Source organism: Bacillus sp. RC242 (assembly GCF_044908245.1).
Classification (GTDB): domain Bacteria; phylum Bacillota; class Bacilli; order Bacillales; family Bacillaceae_G; genus Bacillus_A; species Bacillus_A mycoides.
The window spans coordinates 145,538-161,735 of record NZ_JBIYCZ010000004.1; the positions used below are offsets into that span (position 1 = coordinate 145,538).

The 16,198-nt window shown below is 36.5% G+C and carries 14 protein-coding genes; 10 read left to right on the forward strand and 4 right to left on the reverse strand.

Annotation, left to right across the window (positions count from 1 at the left end):
* Positions 1 to 86: 86 nt before the first annotated feature.
* From ABH957_RS09815 to ABH957_RS09830, 4 genes are read left to right on the forward strand one after another with little or no spacing between them, the layout of a single operon-like run.
* Positions 87 to 989, forward strand: a complete 903-nt coding sequence (locus ABH957_RS09815) for an ABC transporter ATP-binding protein (RefSeq protein ID WP_002034877.1) — start codon at positions 87 to 89, stop codon at positions 987 to 989.
* Positions 986 to 1,720: an ABC transporter permease gene (locus ABH957_RS09820; protein ID WP_404511081.1), complete on the forward strand. Its 735-nt coding sequence runs from the start codon at positions 986 to 988 to the stop codon at positions 1,718 to 1,720. Before ABH957_RS09815 ends, ABH957_RS09820 begins: the two co-directional genes overlap by 4 nt.
* Complete coding sequence (locus ABH957_RS09825) at positions 1,721 to 2,851, forward strand: sensor histidine kinase (RefSeq protein ID WP_201057092.1); 1,131 nt, start codon at positions 1,721 to 1,723, stop codon at positions 2,849 to 2,851. It begins immediately after the preceding gene.
* Positions 2,848 to 3,450: a response regulator transcription factor gene (locus ABH957_RS09830; protein ID WP_404511083.1), complete on the forward strand. Its 603-nt coding sequence runs from the start codon at positions 2,848 to 2,850 to the stop codon at positions 3,448 to 3,450. The genes ABH957_RS09825 and ABH957_RS09830 overlap by 4 nt, the downstream gene beginning before the upstream one ends.
* Positions 3,451 to 3,462: 12 nt before the next feature.
* Here ABH957_RS09830 and ABH957_RS09835 read toward each other — a convergent pair whose 3' ends face one another.
* Positions 3,463 to 3,786, reverse strand: a complete 324-nt coding sequence (locus ABH957_RS09835; protein ID WP_050000808.1) for a bacillolysin — start codon at positions 3,784 to 3,786, stop codon at positions 3,463 to 3,465.
* Between the two features lie 410 nt (positions 3,787 to 4,196).
* On the opposite strand from ABH957_RS09835, the gene ABH957_RS09840 reads away from it, so the two are divergent.
* Together ABH957_RS09840 and ABH957_RS09845 are read left to right on the forward strand one after the other, a co-directional pair.
* Complete coding sequence (locus ABH957_RS09840; RefSeq protein WP_002016331.1) at positions 4,197 to 5,054, forward strand: helix-turn-helix domain-containing protein; 858 nt, start codon at positions 4,197 to 4,199, stop codon at positions 5,052 to 5,054.
* Positions 5,055 to 5,143: 89 nt separating this feature from the next.
* Positions 5,144 to 5,290 carry a quorum-sensing peptide PapR gene (locus tag ABH957_RS09845; protein WP_002016329.1) on the forward strand — a complete coding sequence of 49 codons (147 nt, stop codon included), beginning with the start codon at positions 5,144 to 5,146 and terminating at the stop codon, positions 5,288 to 5,290.
* 16 nt (positions 5,291 to 5,306) lie between these two features.
* On the opposite strand, the gene ABH957_RS09850 is transcribed toward ABH957_RS09845, so the two are convergent.
* The 3 genes from ABH957_RS09850 to cls form a co-directional block, all read right to left on the reverse strand.
* Complete coding sequence (locus ABH957_RS09850; protein ID WP_404511084.1) at positions 5,307 to 7,985, reverse strand: DUF4084 domain-containing protein; 2,679 nt, start codon at positions 7,983 to 7,985, stop codon at positions 5,307 to 5,309.
* 128 nt (positions 7,986 to 8,113) lie between these two features.
* Entirely contained in the window at positions 8,114 to 9,067 is a 954-nt protein-coding gene (gene uvsE / locus ABH957_RS09855; RefSeq protein ID WP_404511086.1) for a UV DNA damage repair endonuclease UvsE, read from the reverse strand.
* 33 nt (positions 9,068 to 9,100) lie between these two features.
* Positions 9,101 to 10,294, reverse strand: a complete 1,194-nt coding sequence (cls, locus tag ABH957_RS09860) for a cardiolipin synthase (protein ID WP_215587108.1) — start codon at positions 10,292 to 10,294, stop codon at positions 9,101 to 9,103.
* A gap of 378 nt (positions 10,295 to 10,672) precedes the next feature.
* Here cls and ABH957_RS09865 point away from each other — a divergent pair, with 378 nt between their 5' ends.
* The 4 genes from ABH957_RS09865 (at position 10,673) to ABH957_RS09880 (ending at position 16,181) form a co-directional block, all read left to right on the forward strand.
* Positions 10,673 to 12,784 carry a (Fe-S)-binding protein gene (locus ABH957_RS09865; RefSeq protein WP_002144705.1) on the forward strand — a complete coding sequence of 704 codons (2,112 nt, stop codon included), beginning with the start codon at positions 10,673 to 10,675 and terminating at the stop codon, positions 12,782 to 12,784.
* Between the two features lie 9 nt (positions 12,785 to 12,793).
* The gene (locus tag ABH957_RS09870) at positions 12,794 to 14,077 is read left to right on the forward strand and encodes an acetyl-CoA C-acetyltransferase (protein ID WP_078204707.1); all 1,284 of its coding nucleotides are present in this window, start codon (positions 12,794 to 12,796) and stop codon (positions 14,075 to 14,077) included.
* A 49-nt stretch (positions 14,078 to 14,126) separates the two neighbouring features.
* Positions 14,127 to 14,978 carry a 3-hydroxybutyryl-CoA dehydrogenase gene (locus ABH957_RS09875; protein WP_404511088.1) on the forward strand — a complete coding sequence of 284 codons (852 nt, stop codon included), beginning with the start codon at positions 14,127 to 14,129 and terminating at the stop codon, positions 14,976 to 14,978.
* 72 nt (positions 14,979 to 15,050) lie between these two features.
* A complete protein-coding gene (locus ABH957_RS09880) occupies positions 15,051 to 16,181 on the forward strand; it encodes an acyl-CoA dehydrogenase (protein ID WP_404511090.1) in 1,131 nt (376 codons plus the stop codon).
* The last annotated feature ends 17 nt before the right edge of the window (positions 16,182 to 16,198 follow it).

The window sequence follows — 16,198 nt, forward strand, 5'->3', positions numbered from 1 at the left end:
TCATATGGATGTCATGACGCATCATACTGTTTCCTAACTTTTCCAACGCATACAATGTAAATATAAGAAACGGCGGGGGTGGAGAGATGGAAAAGATTATTGAAGTAAATGGTGTTTCTAAAACATTTAAACATAAAAAAGCAGTAAATAACGTTTCATTTCATGTAAATAAAGGGCAAATAGTAGCATTACTCGGCCCAAATGGTGCGGGGAAAACAACGACAATTTCAATGATGCTCGGATTAAAAGATCCGACAGAAGGGAATGTTTCGATATTTGGAAAGAGCCCGAAGCATAGAGATGTTCGTAATAGCCTCGGTGCGATGTTGCAAGAAGTAAGCGTTATTGACAGCATCACAGTAGAAGAGGCAATTGAGTTATTCCGTAGTTATTATACGAATCCAGTAGCGAAAGAAACATTACTTCAGCTATCGAATTTAGAATCAGAGCGAAAGCAAAGATGTGAAAAGTTATCAGGTGGTCAAAAGAGAAGGTTGAATTTTGCACTCGCACTTGCGGGAAATCCAGATTTATTATTTTTAGATGAACCAACTGTAGGGATGGACATTACGTCTCGAAAAGTGTTTTGGGAAACGATTCGAAAGTTAGCAAGTGAAGGGAAAACGATTATTTTAACGACGCACTATTTAGAAGAAGCAGATGCGTTAGCGGACCGTATTTTATTATTCGCAAACGGAAAAATTATCGCAGATGGTACGCCGGATGAAATGAAAGCGACGATTTCTCGAAAAACGATCTCGTTTTATTCAAAAGAAAGTATCCCTACGGGCCTGCTAAAGGAATTGCCGAATGTAACAGGAGTACAGTCAAATGAGGGGCGGATTATTTTAACAACGGAGGATACCGATGCCACGTTACAAGCAATTTATCAAAAGAACTTACCTGTAACAGATATTTCAGTTGAACGTGGAAGTCTCGATGAAGCATTTGAACAGTTTGTCGCAAATCAGAAGGGGGAAATCGCATGAGAGCACTATGGATGCAATGTAAAATAGAGGTTTTACGTACGTTCCGCAATAAATTATTCATCTTTTTCTCATTATTAATGCCAGTTATGTTTTATTACATCTTTACAAATGTTATTCAAGTCCCGCAAAACGGAGATGCATGGAAAGCACATTATTTAATTTCAATGGCGACTTTCAGTATTGTAGGGACTGCCCTTTTTAGTTTCGGTGTGAGACTTTCTCAGGAAAAAGGGCAAGGATGGACACATTTGTTAAAAATTACACCGCTTCCAGAGGGAGCATATTTAGCAGCTAAAATTATTGCTCAAACAGTAGTGAATGCTTTTTCAATCTTAGTTATTTTTATGGCAGGAATATTAATTAATAATGTTGAGTTAACGATAGGCCAATGGATTGGTGCCGGATTATGGTTATTATTAGGCGTGACACCATTTTTAGCACTCGGAACAGTAATAGGTTCGATCAAAAAGGCGGATGCAGCTGCTGGCCTGGCTAATATTTTAAATATGAGCTTAGCTGTAGTTGGCGGATTATGGATGCCAATTGAAGTATTCCCAAAAGTATTAAGAACCATTGGAGAATGGACACCAACATATCATTTTGGTAGCGGGGCATGGGATATTGTAGCTGGAAAATCAATTGGATGGGAAAATATCGCGGCACTAGGAGGTTATTTCCTTATATTTGTTGTAGTATCAATATATATAAGAAAGAGACAGGAAGCGGTATAAATGATAGAGAAGAAGAGGTTTGAGTTTTTTCCGAAACATATGGGTTTCTTCCCATATATGTGGTTAGTGTATTTATTATTTCCAATTTATAATTTAACACAAGTATCGGGATGGAAGCTTGTAATAGGGATCGGTATGTTGATAGTTTTCATTATCACATACCGTCAACTTTATTTTGTTCAGAGGACGTTCGTGTTGTGGGCGTGTATTCAAATGATACTAACCTGTTTATTTGCCGTATTTTATAATCCTTTCATGATATTCTTTGGTTTTTTTACGGCAAGTGCGATGGGATTTGCGCCAAGTAAGAAGGCATTTCGTGTGTTGTTATGTTTATTAGTTGTAATGCTTGGGGCTTTTATATTTATAAATGTTAATCAACTAACAATCCCGAGTTTAGTGAATATCGTTCCGATGTTTATTTTAATGCTTCTTACGCCATTTGGAATGCGTAATTTTAATCAAAAAAAGATGTTGAAAAATCAACTAAACGAAGCAAACGAACAAATTAAAGACTTAGTAAAACGTGAGGAACGGCAGCGAATTGCAAGAGATCTTCATGACACATTAGGACACACACTATCTCTTATTACTTTAAAAAGTCAGCTTGTGGAGAAACTGATTGTGAAGAATCCAGAACGCGCAAGTATAGAGGCGAAGGAGATTACACAAACATCTCGTACAGCTTTAAAACAACTGCGCGAGTTAATTTCGGATATGCGTATGATTACAGTGGAAGAAGAACTTGAGCAAATAAAAGCGATTTTGCAAGCAGCCAATATTGAATTGGAAGTAAAGCAAGAGGCTAATTCTAGTTCGCTATCGCCAATTGAGCAAAATATTTTAGGTATGTGTTTACGTGAAGCTGTTACGAATGTCGTGAAGCATAGTAAGGCAAAGGCATGTACAGTTTCTATATTAGAATCACAGGGTGAGTTAATTTTGAAAGTAGAAGATAATGGCGTAGGTTTGGAAAATCAAAGTCATGATGGAAACGGTATTCGAGGTATGAAGGAGCGGATTTCCCTTATTGATGGAATAGTTGAACTGGATACGATCAATCCAGGGACACTGTTAACGGTGAAAGTTCCAATTGTAATTAGAACAGGAAAAGATGAGGTGAGGGCATGATTCGAATTATTATTGCAGAAGATCAACGAATGCTTCGTGGTGCATTAGGAGCCCTACTTGATTTAGAAGACGATATTGAAGTAATTGGGCAAGCTGCGAATGGTGCAGAAGCGTTAAAATTAATTGAATCGTTAAAGCCAGATATAAGTATTATGGATATTGAAATGCCGATCCAAAGTGGTTTAGATGTTGCTGAAATTTTAAAGAAAGAAAAATCATCTTGTAAAGTAATGATTTTAACAACATTTGCGCGTCCTGGTTATTTTGAAAGGGCAATGAAAGCTGGTGTTCACGGGTATTTATTAAAGGATAGCCCGAGTGAAGATTTAGCTTCAGCAATTCGAAATGTTATGAAAGGGAAGCGAGAGATTTCTCAGGAGTTAATGTTTGGCTTATGGCAGGAGAAAAATCCGTTATCAGAACGTGAAAAAGAAGTGCTTTTACTTGCGAAAGAAGGAAAGACTACAAATGAAATTGCTAAGATGCTTTATCTTTCGCCTGGTACAGTACGTAATTATATTTCTGAAGTATTAGCGAAACTGGAAGCAAAAAATAGAATTGAGGCAATTACAATTGCGGAAGAAAAGGGATGGATATAAAAAGAAGTTTACCTATGAGTGGTAAACTTCTTTTTTCTTATAAACAACGGTTTCACTAGAGAATTCCGTCTCAGCTGAGTCGCTTGGAATTTGAAGTGTAGTACGTAATGTAGATTTTGCTTCATTTTTCGACAAAAAATTTGTTATAGTAAGATTAGGTTGTTGGTCTAAATTTTGGACAACTTTGCCACTAACAGTTGTAATTACTCCATTTTTATCTACTTTTACAATGAGATCTTGACCATATACTTTATAGTTTTTGTGAATTTGTGCAAGGCGAACTTCGGTTTTATTTGCTTTTGTATCTTTATTTGTAGGTTGGGAATCTACATTCATTTCAGTTGTCACTCACTCTTGTTGGGCTTTAGCCTCGTTTATCTCATCTTTTAAATACTTTTTCGCCATATTTTTTTCGTATTATTTTGAGATTGTGTTAATTTTTTTATCGTTAAACTAGGCTGAGCAATTTCAACTTTTACTTCATTTTTATCTAATTCTTGGGTGTGAATAGCTTCTGCTGATAAAGGATAAAGAAGACCGAATGTAACGAAAGCACGGGCAAATTTTCTATAATTTATCTATAAAATTACTAGTCTATTATATTATGTGAGATGGATTGTATGAAAAATTTGCCGAATTTTATATATATTATGCATTATTTCATATCAAAAATTGTCGAATTCACATTATTGTAGTGGTATGACAACTTAAAAAATTAGATTGTTATAATGGGATGGTGAGTAAGTATGCACGCAGAAAAATTAGGAAGCGAAATAAAGAAAATTAGGGTGATGAGAGGATTAACACAAAAACGGTTATCCGATAATATATGTCACCAATCGGAAGTGAGCCGAATTGAATCGGGCGCGGTATACCCAAGTATGGATATATTGCAAGGTATTGCGGCGAAATTACAAGTTCCCATTATTCATTTTTATGAGGTACTCATTTATTCTGATATTGAGAGGAATAAGCAGTTAAAAGATCAAATTATTATGCTTTGTAAGCAAAAGAAATATAAAGAAATTTATAATAGGGTATGGAATGAGTTGAAGAAGGAAGAATATCATCCCGAGCTTGAGCAATTTCTTCAATGGCAATATCATGTAGCTGCTTACATATTGAAAAAAATCGATTACGATTATTGTATTTTAGAATTAAAGAAATTGCTCAATCAACAATTGGTAGGAATAGATGTATATCAGAATCTTTATATTGAAAACGCAATTGCAAACATTTATGCTGAAAATGGCTATTTTAAGAAGAGTATTGAGTTATTTGAAAATATATTAAAACAATTAGAGGCATTGCATGATAATAAAGAGTTTGATGTGAAGGTGAGACATAATCATGCAAAAGCATTATACTTAGATAATCAATATGAAGAAGCGCTTTGTCACGTAAATAAAGCCATTGAACTATCGTGTCAAATTAATAGTATGACATTGATTGGACAGTTATACTATCAAAAAGGTGAATGCCTAGAAAAGCTAGAGTGTGATAGAGCAGAAATTGAAGATGCTTATGAAAAAGCGTGCTTCTTTTTCGATATATTAGGAATCCATGCATTAAAAGAATCACTTATAAAAAAAATGAAGAAATAAAAAAGACCTAAAAAACAAATATGCATAATTGCATACGATATGGATAAATTTTCATGATATATTTAAAGAAAAAATGTGGGTGATGGAATATGAAAAAACTACTTATTGGTAGTCTATTAACGTTAGCGATGGCATGGGGTATTTCACTAGGAGATACAGCTTTAGAGAAAAGTCAAGTGATTTCCTATAATGATCAAGAGATACAATTAGCTTCAGATGTACCTTTTGAGTACTAAAAAACAACCGTCTTACTTAGACGGTTGTTTTTTTGTGGAGTAACATCCAAACATCTTTACTAGAAACAGGTTTGCTAAAGAGGAATCCTTGAATATGGTCACAGTTTTGTTCATGTAAAAACTTCCATTGTTCTTCTGTTTCTACACCTTCCGCAATAACCTCTAAATTTAATTCTTTCGATAGCTTAATAATGGAAGCGATAATCGCTTCTTCTAAAGGGCTATTTGTAATTCCACAAATAAATTCTCGAGCAATTTTTAATGTATTGATTGGATATTTCGTTAAATAAGCTAAAGAACTATAACCAGTTCCAAAATCATCAATTGAAATTTGAATACCGAGATTTTGAAGTTCTTCTAGTTTAGCAATTACAGAATGATTTTGATTAATCGCGATACTTTCCGTAATCTCAATATCTAGTGCTTCCGGTTTTAGTTCGGTTTCTTCCAAGACTTTTGAAATAGTTGGGATTAAATCTGAACGGTTAAATTGAACAACAGATAAATTCACACCAACCTTTAAGTGAGAAAACCCTTGGTTATGCCACTTCTTTGCTTCTAAGCAGGCTGTACGTAAGATCCAATTACCAAGTTCAATAATAAATCCTGTCTCCTCTGCTAGAGGGATGAATTGGGCAGGTGATACAATTCCGAGTTTTGGGTGTTTCCAACGAATTAACGCCTCGAAACCGATAATTTGTTTTGTTTTTGTGTTTACTTGTGGCTGGTATTCAAGGAAAAATTCATTTTGTTGTAGTGCTTTTGAAAGCTCACCTTCTAGGAAGTGTATTTCATTTTGCGCAATACTCATTTCTTTTGAGAAGAAAACGAATCTGTTTTTTCCATTTGCTTTTGCTCGATACATAGCCATATCTGCATTTTTCATTAATTCGGTTACATCGGTTCCATAGTCAGGGTACATTGTAATTCCGATACTCGGTGTAACAGAAAGTTCTTCATCTTTAATAAAGTAAGGCTTATTTAAGATAGTTAAAATTTGTTCAGCTATAAAAGAAGCACTTTTTTCAGAGTACATATCTGGTAATAGAATCGTAAATTCATCTCCGCCTTGGCGGGCAACGATATCTTTTGAACGTAAACATCCACGTAATCTTTTTGCTACTTCAATTAATAATAAATCCCCGACATCATGGCCGAGTCGATCGTTAATTTTTTTAAATCGATCTAGGTCGAGGAACATAACCGCAACGTCATTAGTGTTGTTTTGAGCTAGATTTAAAATCGTTTTTAAATCTTTTTCGAATTTCCGTCGATTCGGTAGTCCTGTAAGTGCATCATGGAAAGCCATATGCTCTACTTGCTTTTGTTTTTCATATAAAGTTGTAATATCACGTGCTATACCAAACATCCCAACAACTTCTTTATTTATAAAAATAGGGATGAATGTAATGTGAAGGTGATAATAATAGCCTTCTTTTTCTTTTGTACGAATTTCTAGAGTTTGTGGTCTACCTTCTTTTGTAATTTGTAAAGATTTCTTCAATAATTCATGATCTTGTGGATCAATGAAGTGTTGAAGAGAATAGCTTGTTACTTCACAATAATAGGCTGTAAATAAACTTTCACAAGCCTTATTAGATTGTTGAAAAATCCCGTTCATATTTAAAGAAAAAACAGCATCAGGATGATCTTCGAATAAAGATTTATAACGTTGTTCACTTTTTGATAGGGCAGATACGCCTTCTTCAACTTCATCTTCTAGTTGTGTAGTCAACTGTTCATACGTATCGATTAATACTTGATTATCTTTCCACATGTAAAGTTGTCGTAGGAATAATAATACTAGTGATAATACTAGACCGATTAGCATGAACTTATCATCCCAAGGTTGAATAACAACAAAGGAAAAAGTAATGATTATACTAAAATAAGGTAATATAAAGCGTACATAATCGAATCGATAATATTTCGTTTTCGTTTCATGTTGCATTGGTTTATCCAAAATGTACAGTATGGACGATAAACCGATTAGTAAAATCGAAGCAGTATGTATTAAATAAGAGACTTCAGAAGAAGTTCCCATTCCCATTTTTAATTGGAATAGATGTATATATCCGTATGCAAGTATGATAGTAAAGCCAATAATTAATGAGATTCTACTAGAAGAATACCGTTCTCTTCTATATAGGCTAATAACGGCGTAAATTACTAATGATTGTGCGATAAAATACCCAATCAAAATCCACGTGTCCTTTGTTAACATACGAAAGCTTGAAATATCTAAAATAAAGGTTAAGGTAAAATAAATATTCATAATAATAATGAATATGCTATCGAATGAAAATTGAGCAAGACCCCTAATGGAGTAATGTTTTATAAACTTTATAGCAAAGCCAGAAAAAAGCAAAATATATTGTATGATGAAAAAAGGTAGTGATTCATATGAGAATATAACTTGATCATAAATAGAAAGTGAATGAAGAAATAAAGTTATTTCCATAATTAGTCCACATATGCAAGTACATAGTAGTAAAACCCAAAATAGTTTATCACCGCGCTTCATTTTTTTAATTGCTTTATATAAGCAATAGCAAGAAAAGAGTGCAGCAAAACAAAATAAGAAGAGAATTCCAATTTCTTTTATATTTAAATCCTTAGGGATAAGGAATATCCAAAGAGAAAATATAATTATATACATCATGACAAATTGTACATATTTTTTTTGATTAATCATATTATGACTCCGTTTCAATAAGGTTGAATCTCAGGGGAAAATGCTAATCTAAATAATAGCATACAAACGGGGATGTTTTTTACTATAAAAATTACTTTTTTTTGAAAAAAATAGCGCAACGTTACAATTTACCATTGTAACGTTGCGCCATTTTTTCTTTTTATCCCTCTTATAGAAGAGATTTCATCTATTAACTGAAGAAGTGCTAAATCCTTTTGTTTACTTTCAATCATAATATCGAAATCATGATCAATTTTTTTTGTAATGTGTAAAAAGGGTTTAATAAATTCTAAATCAATATAATCTGCGTGGGCCCTAAATTCTTTTTCTGATCTAGGAGAAGAAATATGAACTTTAGGAAGGACATTTGTATGTGACCAAGTTTTAAATATCATAGGAAGCAATTCTTCTAGCGGTTCATTACAAAGGTTCGCTATGTGATGATGATAATCGAACACGAAAGGGATTTTTTCTTTTTGACAAATGGCCAAAGTTTCAGAAGTTGTATACGTTTTATCGTCATTTTCAAGAGTCATTTGTCCTTTTATATGGTAAGGGAGTTTTTGTATGTTTTCATGAAAACGTTCGATTGCCTTCTCCTTATTTCCATACGCACCACCTACATGGATATTAATGTAGGAAGAATCTGCAATTCCCATAGCATTTAACACATTATAATGATAGGTCATATCTGTAATAGCATTAGTTGTAATATGTAGTTTGTCGCTTGTAAATAGTGTGAATTGGTTGGGATGAAAACTTACGCGTAAATTGTGTTCTTGAATTAATGCTCCTATTTTACGCCATAGTGGAGCAAATATTTGAATGTAATCAAATTCAACTTCAGGATGTGTTGCAAGCGGGACGATAGAAGATGATAAACGATATAATGGAATTTCGTGTGCAATATTGTAATGAAGGATGCGTATTGTGTGTTCTAGATTTTGCAGTGTAACATTATATAATTTATCTTCACGCTCTTGTTTTTTTAGCTTTTTCCAGCTTGTAAATGTCATTGTTTTGGCAGGCGAACAGTCCCATAATGCCGTAGCATGTGAGACATATCCAAATCGAATTATCATATGTGATGCACCTCCTTGGCTCTTGAAATTTCTCTATAAAAAGAACGCGAGTATCGTTCCTATCCATTCCTTTCCTCTATCGATAATGGAGAGGGGGCTGACATCTTCAAAGGAAAGTAATGAGGAGCGTCCCAAATCTTCCTCGAATTTACGTTTTACTTCTTGTATGAAATGTTTATCGTATAAAAGGCAATTGATTTCATGGTTAATATATATACTTCTCATATCGAAATTAGCAGTTCCGATATCACAAGTATGATCGTCTACTATAATAATTTTTGCGTGGAAAAATCCTTGCTGAAAAGCGTAAATATTACAACCAGCTTGTATTAACTTTCGGCAATATGGGAATTTTGCTTCTCGAACGAGGGCGTGATCAGCCTTTTGTGGAACGAGAATAGTTATTTGAACCCCACGTTTTCGCGCTTTTAATAATGCATTCATAATTTTTTTTCCAGGAATAAAATATGGTGTACCGATAAAGAGTTCTTTTTTCGCGCTTTCGATTAAATGTAAAAATGTATTTTGTAAATAGGCACCATCAGTAGGGATGAAACGATGTAGAACGGTCCCTGGCTGTTGCGTAGGAAAATAAAGAGATGAATCTAATAAATTTTGGTCTGTATCGTCGAGCCAATCATGTAAAAATTGTTTTTGTAAATCTTGTATCCCTTCTCCTGTAAGACGTAAATGATAATCTCGCCATAACCCTAACCTTTGATTATGCCCTAAATATTCCTCGCCAATGTTAAATCCACCAATATAACCAATTTTCCCGTCAATAACTGTAATTTTTCTATGGTTTCTTTGATTTGCAGAAAAGAAAGGAAAAGGAAATTTCACTTTATGACAAAATGAAAAAGAGACACCATGTTTTTGTAGGGAGTAAATCGCTTCTTTTGATAAATAATGACTTCCAAACCGGTCGAGTAAAAGTCTTACTTCAATTCCTTCTTGTGCTTTATCGATAAGTAACTTTAAAAACGTACGACTTATATCATCGTTTTTTACAATAAAAAATAAAACGTGCACATGGTGTTTAGCTTGTTTTATATCAGTAAAGAGAGCATCGTATAGATCATTTCCATATGTATAAAGGCGAAAATCACTTTGACGTAAAGGGAAAGAACGAGAACGTACACGCTTTAAATGAACAATTCTCCCATATGAAAGGTCGATTGTAATCCAGAGAGCGCTGCCTAATAACAAGAGAGATAAGAAAAACATAAGTAAATTCCCACCTTCACGGTCTTTTCACCATCAATTTTTTACAAATCAAAATTTCACTGTATCCCGCTATTTGCGGGCAGTAAGACGCCCACCTAAAGCAAAGAAGTTGGTTGGGATTCGGGCCGCCCGTAAAAGCCCGATTGGTTAGGGCTAATACTTAGTGGGGATGAATAGCTCTCCGCCGATTAAAGTTTCACTTTATAGTTTCACCGAAATAAACAGCTTTATTAAAAAATGTGTTGTTGTATAACAAAAAACTGTTGACTGAATGCTCACTCATTATATAATGGGAACAGGGGATATAATTCAGAAAATTATATATTTTCGAAGATTCTAAAAAAGAAAGAGAGCTTACAAAGAGAGGGGTAGCATAAAATGAATAGCTTACTAATCATTAATTGGCTGGCTGCCATTGCTGTTATTGCTTATGCGGGGTATTTGTTTGTATATCTTATACGAACAAGGATGGCCTACATACAATTAGGAAAAAAGATCGAATTTGACCGTCGTTTTAAAGAGCGTTGGGATCTTCTTAAGGTCAATGTTTTCGGTCAGAAAAAGCTGCTGAAAGATAAAAAGAGCGGCATCATTCACGTTATGTTCTTTTACGGATTTATTCTTGTCCAATTTGGAGCAATTGACTTCGTTTGGAAAGGACTTGCACCAGGATCGCATCTTCCACTTGGACCACTATACCCTGCATTTACATTCTTCCAGGAAATTGTCACACTCGTTATTTTAATTGCAGTCTTTTGGGCTTTTCATAGACGCTATGTTGAAAAGCTTGTTCGTTTAAAACGTAATTTCAAATCAGGTCTTGTTCTTATCTTTATTGGTGGCTTAATGATTTCTGTGCTACTTGGTAATGGGATGGGAATTATATGGCACGGCGAAGAGCTTTCGTGGAGTGAACCAATCGCTTCTGCAATCGCTTACGTTTTCTCAGGGATAAATGAAACCGTAGCCATTTCAGTGTTCTATTTCTCTTGGTGGGTGCATCTATTAATCTTGTTAACGTTTTTAGTTTATGTACCACAATCAAAACATGCGCATTTAATTGCTGGACCAGTTAACGTATTTTTTGGTCGTCTTTCAAATCCAGGAAAACTTGAAAAAATCGATTTTGAAGATGAAACGCAAGAAACATTCGGTGTTGGTAAAATTGAAGACTTTAGACAAAATCAACTTATCGACTTATATTCCTGCGTCGAATGTGGTCGTTGTACAAATATGTGTCCGGCAACAGGAACAGGGAAAATGTTATCACCGATGGATTTAATTTTAAAACTTCGTGATCATTTAACTGATAAAGGAGCAGCGGTAACATCAAAAGCACCGTGGGTTCCAGTTGTTGCTTTTAATAATACACAAGGAAATCAGTTAGCGATGATGGCAGCTGGAAAAGGACAACAAGAATCAGCGGCTACAGCGCTAGCGTACGACCCAAGTTTAATCGGAGACGTTATTACAGAAGAAGAGATTTGGGCATGTACAACGTGTCGTAACTGTGAGGACCAGTGCCCAGTTATGAATGAGCATGTTGACAAAATTATTGATTTACGCCGCTATCTCGTTTTAACAGAAGGAAAAATGGACGCGGAAGCGCAGCGTGCAATGACAAACATTGAGCGTCAAGGTAATCCGTGGGGACTGAACCGTAAAGAGCGTGAAACATGGCGCCAAGGTGACGATGAAGTAACAGTTCCAACTGTAAAGGAGAAATCAAAAGCTGGCGAAGAGTTTGAATACTTATTCTGGGTTGGATCAATGGGTTCGTATGACAATCGCAGTCAGAAGATTGCGATATCATTTGCGAAGCTAATGAACGAAGCAGGCATTTCATTCGCAATTCTTGGTAATAAGGAAAAGAACTCTGGTGATACACCGCGCCGCCTTGGAAATGAATTTGTATTCCAGGAAATGGCGACTAAAAATATTGAAGAATTTGAAAAAGCAGGAGTGAAGAAAATCGTTACGATTGACCCTCATGCTTATAACACTTTTAAAAATGAGTACCCGGACTTTGGCTTACAGGCAGAAGTCTATCATCATACAGAATTACTAGCCCAGTGGGTGAAGGAAGGTCGTTTAAAACCTGTCCATTCTATTGAAGAGACAGTTACGTACCATGATTCCTGTTACTTAGGAAGATACAACGAAGTATACGAAGCACCGCGCGATATTCTAAAAGCAATTCCAGGTGTAAACCTTGTAGAAATGGCGCGTAACCGTGAAACGGGAATGTGCTGTGGTGCGGGTGGCGGCCTAATGTGGATGGAAGAAACGACAGGTTCTCGTATTAACGTTGCTCGTACAGAACAAGCGCTAGCTGTACAGCCGTCAATTATCGGTACAGGATGCCCGTATTGCTTAACGATGATTAGTGACGGCACGAAAGCGAAAGAAGTTGAAGAAACAGTTCAAACTTTGGACGTAACAGAGATTTTAGAACGCTCAGTTATCGGACAGAAGAAAGAAGCAATGTAGTTTGTAGGAATGCATTCAAATTTAGAAAGAGGTGCAATAATTGCACCTCTTCTAGGCGCAAGGATACCGAGCGAGCGCTCGGTGCTAAAAAAAGAAATGGGGGAAAGAAACATGAGTAAAACAGTTATTTTAAGTGCTGCAAGAACACCGGTTGGAAAATTTGGAGGAACTTTAAAAGACGTGAAAGCAACAGAGCTTGGAGGAATCGCAATTAAGGCAGCGCTTGAAAGGGCGAATGTTTCCGCTAGTGATGTTGAAGAAGTTATATTTGGAACGGTTATCCAAGGAGGACAAGGACAAATTCCATCACGCCAAGCAGCAAGAGCGGCCGGCATTCCTTGGGAAGTGCAGACAGAAACAGTAAATAAAGTTTGTGCATCAGGGCTTCGTGCAGTTACGTTAGCAGATCAAATTATTCGTACTGGTGATCAATCACTGATTGTAGCTGGTGGAATGGAATCGATGAGTAACAGCCCTTACATTTTACGAGGGGCAAGATGGGGATACAGAATGGGTAACAACGAAGTTATCGATTTAAACGTTGCAGACGGTTTAACATGCGCATTTTCAGGTATACACATGGGTGTTTATGGCGGAGAAGTTGCGAAGGAAGATGGAATCTCTCGCGAAGCACAAGATGAATGGGCATATCGTAGCCATCAACGTGCGGTTTCGGCACATAAAGAAGGGCGTTTTGAAGAGGAGATTGTACCAGTAACAATTCAGCAAAGAAAAGGCGATCCTATCGTCGTGGCTAAGGATGAGGCACCACGCGCGGATACAACGATTGAAAAATTAGCGAAATTAAAGCCTGTATTTGATAAGACGTCAGCGGTGACAGCAGGTAATGCTCCGGGACTAAATGATGGCGGTGCTGCACTTGTATTAATGAGCGAGGACAGAGCGAAGCAAGAAGGAAGAAAACCATTAGCGACAATTTTGGCGCATACGGCGATTGCGGTAGAATCGAAGGATTTCCCAAGAACACCAGGTTATGCAATTAATGAATTGCTGAAAAAGACAGGTAAGACAATTGAAGACATAGATCTATTTGAAATCAATGAGGCATTTGCAGCGGTAGCAATTGCAAGTACAGAAATCGCAGGGATCGATCCGGAAAAATTGAATGTAAATGGCGGTGCTGTAGCAATGGGGCATCCAATTGGAGCGAGCGGAGCACGTATTATCGTTACACTTATCCATGCACTGAAGCAGCGCGGCGGCGGAATTGGAATTGCTTCTATTTGTAGCGGTGGCGGTCAAGGTGATGCAGTGATGATTGAAGTTCACTAATTAAGATTAGAAGATATATAGTTTATTAACAATTAAGGGGGAAGAAAAAATGAGTGTACAAAAGATTGTTGTAATTGGTGCAGGGCAAATGGGTTCAGGTATCGCACAAGTGTGTGCAATGGCAGGCTATGATGTGAAAGTGCAAGATTTAAAGCAAGAGCAATTAGATAGAGGGCTAGCTGTTATTTCGAAAAATTTAGCCCGCCAAGTAGAAAAAGGCCGTATGAAGGAAGAAGAGAAAGATGCGACTTTAAATCGTCTTACATGGACGCTCGATTTAAATAGTGTCAAAGAAGCTGATCTTATTATTGAAGCAGCTGTTGAAAAAATGGATATTAAAAAGAAAATTTTTGCGAATTTAGATGAAATCGCTCCAGAACACGCAATTTTAGCGACGAATACGTCATCGTTATCAATTACGGAAATTGCAGCGGTAACGAAACGTCCTGAGAAAGTAATCGGCATGCACTTTATGAATCCGGTTCCAGTTATGAAACTCGTTGAAATTATTCGTGGTTTAGCTACAGATGATGCAGTGTACGAAACGATTGAGGATATTACGAAAAAAATCGGGAAAGTGCCAGTTGAAGTAAATGATTTCCCAGGGTTTGTATCGAACCGTATTTTATTACCGATGATTAACGAAGCGATTTATACGTTATACGAAGGAGTAGCGACGAAAGAAGCGATTGATGACGTAATGAAGCTCGGTATGAACCATCCGATGGGACCACTTACGTTAGCTGACTTTATCGGTTTAGATACGTGTTTATACATTATGGAAGTGTTGCATGAAGGATTAGGAGATAGTAAATATCGCCCATGTCCATTATTACGTAAGTATGTGAATGCAGGATGGTTAGGACGTAAAACGGGTCGTGGTTTCTACGTTTACGAATAAAGGCCTCCCTTTATTGAAGTAGTGGTCTTACCAGATTGTTAAAAAGATATATAGCAAACGGAGGCGAAGTACATGAATTTTCATTTTACTGAAGAGCAACAAATGATGAGGAAAATGGTTCGAGATTTTGCACAGAAGGAAATAGCTCCCTTTGTTCCTAGTATGGAACAAGGGGTGTTCCCGAAAGAGATTTTGCAAAAGATGGGTGAGCTTGGACTAATGGGTATTCCAGTGCCTGCAAAATATGGCGGGGCAGAAATGGATTTTATTTCTTACATTCTAGCAATTGAGGAAATTTCAAAGGTAAGTGCAACGGTTGGTGTAATTTTAGCTGTACATACGTCAGTTGGAATGAATCCGATTTTATACTTTGGAACAGAAGAACAGAAGCAGAAATATGTTTCTAAATTGGCGACTGGTGAGTATTTAGGCGCATTTGCTCTAACAGAACCGAATGCAGGATCAGATGCAGGTAGTTTGAAATCAAGAGCTGTAAAGAAAGACGATCACTACATCATTAATGGATCGAAAGTCTTTATTACAAATGGTGGTGAAGCAAGTACATATATCGTCTTCGCGTCTACAAATCCAGATGCGGGGAAAAGCGGGATTTCAGCATTTATAGTAGAGAAAGATACACCAGGCTTAATCATTGGAAAAGATGAGCATAAGATGGGTCTTCTTGGTTCTCGTACAGTGCAACTTACGTTTGAAGATATGAAAGTGCCGGCCGAGAATTTACTTGGCGAAGAAGGACAAGGATTTAAGGTGGCAATGGCGAATTTAGATGTTGGGCGAATTGGAATCGGAGCGCAAGCATTAGGAATCGCGGAAGCGGCGCTTTCATGTGCGATTGATTATGCGAAAGAGCGTGAGCAATTCGGAAAGCCAATTGCGGCGCAGCAAGGACTCGGATTCAAACTTGCAGATATGGCAACAAGTGTAGAAGCATCGCGATTACTTGTATACAGAGCAGCATCGCTAAGAGCACAAGGATTACCATGCGGTAAAGAGGCTTCTATTGCGAAATTATTTGCTTCTAAGACGGCTGTTGAAGTTGCGATTGAAGCGGTGCAAGTATTTGGTGGTTATGGTTATACGAAAGATTATCCAGTAGAAAGATTTTTCCGTGATGCGAAGATCACACAAATATACGAAGGAACGAGCGAAATACAAAAGCTTGTAATTAGTCGAGCTTTATAAAAAGGCAGAGGGGGAGA

Bases quoted from the DNA above. Each gene is read 5' to 3' on its own strand.
- ABH957_RS09845 (WP_002016329.1), top strand. From the start codon at position 5,144: ATGAAAAAACTACTTATTGGTAGTCTATTAACGTTAGCGATGGCATGG.
- ABH957_RS09820 (WP_404511081.1), top strand. From the start codon at position 986: ATGAGAGCACTATGGATGCAATGTAAAATAGAGGTTTTACGTACGTTC.
- ABH957_RS09865 (WP_002144705.1), top strand. From the start codon at position 10,673: ATGAATAGCTTACTAATCATTAATTGGCTGGCTGCCATTGCTGTTATT.
- ABH957_RS09880 (WP_404511090.1), top strand. From the start codon at position 15,051: ATGAATTTTCATTTTACTGAAGAGCAACAAATGATGAGGAAAATGGTT.
- ABH957_RS09870 (WP_078204707.1), top strand. From the start codon at position 12,794: ATGCATTCAAATTTAGAAAGAGGTGCAATAATTGCACCTCTTCTAGGC.
- ABH957_RS09830 (WP_404511083.1), top strand. From the start codon at position 2,848: ATGATTCGAATTATTATTGCAGAAGATCAACGAATGCTTCGTGGTGCA.
- ABH957_RS09850 (WP_404511084.1), bottom strand. From the start codon at position 7,985: ATGATTAATCAAAAAAAATATGTACAATTTGTCATGATGTATATAATT.
- ABH957_RS09815 (WP_002034877.1), top strand. From the start codon at position 87: ATGGAAAAGATTATTGAAGTAAATGGTGTTTCTAAAACATTTAAACAT.
- ABH957_RS09835 (WP_050000808.1), bottom strand. From the start codon at position 3,786: ATGAATGTAGATTCCCAACCTACAAATAAAGATACAAAAGCAAATAAA.
- ABH957_RS09825 (WP_201057092.1), top strand. From the start codon at position 1,721: ATGATAGAGAAGAAGAGGTTTGAGTTTTTTCCGAAACATATGGGTTTC.
- ABH957_RS09875 (WP_404511088.1), top strand. From the start codon at position 14,127: ATGAGTGTACAAAAGATTGTTGTAATTGGTGCAGGGCAAATGGGTTCA.
- ABH957_RS09840 (WP_002016331.1), top strand. From the start codon at position 4,197: ATGCACGCAGAAAAATTAGGAAGCGAAATAAAGAAAATTAGGGTGATG.
- uvsE (WP_404511086.1), bottom strand. From the start codon at position 9,067: ATGATAATTCGATTTGGATATGTCTCACATGCTACGGCATTATGGGAC.
- cls (WP_215587108.1), bottom strand. From the start codon at position 10,294: ATGTTTTTCTTATCTCTCTTGTTATTAGGCAGCGCTCTCTGGATTACA.